The 3,017-nt window shown below is 63.9% G+C and carries 3 protein-coding genes; 2 read left to right on the plus strand and 1 reads right to left on the minus strand.

Annotated elements, in window-relative coordinates; translation table 11 throughout:
• Positions 1-2 precede the first annotated feature (2 nt).
• Positions 3-1,148 carry an amino acid aminotransferase gene (locus AC1DX0_RS33805; protein ID WP_477358695.1) on the plus strand — a complete coding sequence of 382 codons (1,146 nt, stop codon included), beginning with the start codon at positions 3-5 and terminating at the stop codon, positions 1,146-1,148.
• Positions 1,149-1,228: 80 nt separating this feature from the next.
• Entirely contained in the window at positions 1,229-2,053 is an 825-nt protein-coding gene (gene mazG, locus AC1DX0_RS33810) for a nucleoside triphosphate pyrophosphohydrolase (RefSeq protein WP_477220619.1), read from the plus strand.
• 55 nt (positions 2,054-2,108) lie between these two features.
• Here mazG and hflX read toward each other — a convergent pair.
• A partial coding sequence (gene hflX / locus AC1DX0_RS33815; RefSeq protein WP_477358697.1) for a GTPase HflX occupies positions 2,109-3,017 on the minus strand: 909 nt, incomplete at its 5' end.

Consider the following 3,017-nt stretch of genomic DNA (forward strand, 5'->3'; position numbering starts at 1 on the left):
TCCTGGCCCTGATCGGCCTCTATCGCGCCGATCCGCGCCCCAACAAAGTCGACCTCGGCGTCGGCGTTTACAAGGATCGTGACGGCAAGACGCCGGTCATGCGCGCCGTGCGTGAGGCTGAAAGGCGGCTGTTGAACAGCCAAGACACTAAGACCTATCTCGGGCTGGCCGGCGATACCGGCTTCAACGCGGTGATGGCCAAGCTCGCTTTCGGCCCAGGCGCCGACATGACGCGCATCCGGGCGGCACAGGCACCTGGCGGCTCCGGCGCGTTGCGGCTGGTGGCGGAGCTGCTCAAGCGGACGCGTTCGGATGCCACCATCTGGCTGTCGGACCCGACMTGGCCGAACCAYATGCCGGTGATGCGTGCCGCCGGCCTGCAGATCCGCGAATATCCCTATTTCGATGCGGCCTCGGGTGCCGTTCGTTTCGACGACATGCTGGCGGCGTTGCGGACGGCCAAGAGTGGCGACGTGGTGCTGCTGCATGGCTGCTGCCACAACCCAACCGGCGCCAACCTGGACGCGGCTCAGTGGGAGGCCGTCACCGATCTGGTCGTCGAGCGCGGCCTGCTGCCGTTCGTCGACATTGCCTACCAGGGCTTTGGCGACGGGCTCGAGGCCGATGCGCTTGGCCTGCGTCTGCTGGCGGCGAAAGTGCCGGAAATGGTTGTTGCCTCGAGCTGCTCGAAGAATTTCGCCGTCTACCGCGATCGTGTCGGTGCGGCGATGGTCCTGGCCAGGGACGGCGCACAGGCCGATGTGGCGATGAGCCAGATGCTGTCGGCGGCGCGCGCCATGTATTCGATGCCGCCGGATCATGGTGCCGCTGCGGTGCGCATCGTGCTGGAAGACGCTAGCCTGCGCGCCGACTGGGAAGCCGAGCTGGAAGAGATGCGCCTGCGCATGCTGAGGCTGCGCGTGGCTTTCGCCGAGGCACTGCGCCGGCAGTCCAATTCCGACCGCTTCGACTTTGTCGCCAGCCATCGCGGCATGTTCTCCAGGCTAGGCCTCACGGAAGCTCAGGTCGAGCGGCTGCGCGCCGAGCATGCCATCTACATGGTCGGCGACAGCCGCATCAACGTCGCCGGGCTGCCTGAAGACGGCATGGACGACCTCGCCAAGGCGATCGTCTCGGTGCTCGACTAAAGCGGCTCAGCTGTGGACAAGGCGCCCTCGCCGGCTGACAGCATTGGCCGCGCGTCGGGTCCCAGGATAGCATCCGCCGCATGACGCCATCGAAAGACATTTCGCGCCTGATCGAGATCATGGCAGCGCTACGTGCGCCCAAGACCGGCTGCCCATGGGACATCGAGCAGGATTTCTCGACCATCGCGCCCTATACGATCGAGGAAGCCTATGAGGTGGCGGACGCCATTGCGCGCGGGGATCTCGACGATCTGCGTGACGAACTGGGCGACCTCCTGCTGCAGGTCGTCTATCACGCGCAAATGGCCGAGGAAGCCGGTGAATTTGCTTTCCCGGATGTGGTCCAGGCGATCACCACCAAGATGATCCGTCGCCACCCGCATGTCTTCGGCGACGAAAAAGCCCGCAGCGCCGGCATGGCCAAGGGCATGTGGGAAAAGATCAAGGCGCAGGAGAAGGCCGAGAAACGAAGCGCCCGCCTCGCGCGCGGTCTCGATCCCGAAGACAATGGCAAAGGGTTTCTGGACAGTGTTCCGGTTGCCCTACCGGCCTTGACGCGGGCGCTCAAACTTCAGGAGAAGGCTGCGCGTGTCGGCTTCGACTGGAGCGAGGCGGCGCCGATCCTTGACAAGATCGAGGAAGAGATCGGCGAATTGCGCGAGGCCCTGGCCAAGGACGATACCGCGTCGATCAAGGACGAATTCGGCGACATGCTGTTCGCCGTCGTCAATCTCGGCCGTCACCTGAAGCTCGATTCGGAAGCCGCGCTGAGCGGCACCAACGAAAAATTCCGCTCACGCTTCCACTATGTCGAGCAGGCCCTGGAGATGTCCGGCAACACGCTGGAGAATGCCACTTTGGCCGAAATGGAAGCGCTGTGGCAGGAAGCAAAAACCGCGAAGTAACCTCGGCAGTTCCGGCTGAAAAACCGCTATAGACTCTTGCTGGAATTGCCTTGGGTTACCCTTGGTTTTTCCTGCGCAATCGGCTTTCGATCTCTTCGCGGGCGCTTTGCGTCGCCTTGAGCGAGATGGTGGCGCTACCGTCGTCATTGTCGGTGCGAGAAACGACATCGCCATTGCGATAAAGCCAGTCGACAAGGCCGAACTGCGCCGGCTCGATCGTCACCGTCAGGTCTTCGAGTTCGCCCGCCATGCGTGTCTCGATGACCGCCTTCAGCGCATCGATGCCTTCGCCGGTCACCGCCGATACGGCGATCGGCGGTCCCTTGCTGCCGTCGGCGGCATCGGCGAGCAGCCGGCTCCGGTTGCCTTCGTCCAGAAGATCGACCTTGTTCCAGACTTCGATCACACGCTTGGTATCGCTGGCGTCGACACCGAGGTCGGCCAGGATGCGCTCGACATCCTCGGCCTGCGCTGCCGTGTCGGGATCGGAAATGTCGCGCAGATGGAGGACGAGATCAGCYTCGACCACCTCTTCCAGCGTKGCKCGGAAAGCCGCGATCAGATGCGTCGGCAGGTCGGAGATGAAACCGACCGTGTCCGACAGGATGATCGGCGTGCCATGAGGCAGGCGCACGCGGCGCAGCGTCGGGTCGAGCGTGGCGAACAGCATGTCCTGCGCCAGCACGTCTGCTCCGGTAAGCCGGTTGAACAGCGTCGATTTGCCGGCATTGGTGTAGCCGACAATCGCCACCACCGGGAACGGCACCTTCTTGCGCTTGGCGCGATGCAGGTCGCGGGTGCGGCGAACCGTTTCCAGCTCGTGCTTCAGCTTGATGATCTTTTCCTGCAATTGCCGCCGGTCGGATTCGATCTGGGTTTCACCGGGGCCGCCGAGGAAGCCGGCGCCGCCGCGCTGGCGCTCAAGGTGGGTCCAGCTGCGCACAAGGCGGCCCTTCTGGTAGTT

The organism is Mesorhizobium sp. P3_A9 (genome assembly GCF_056402975.1).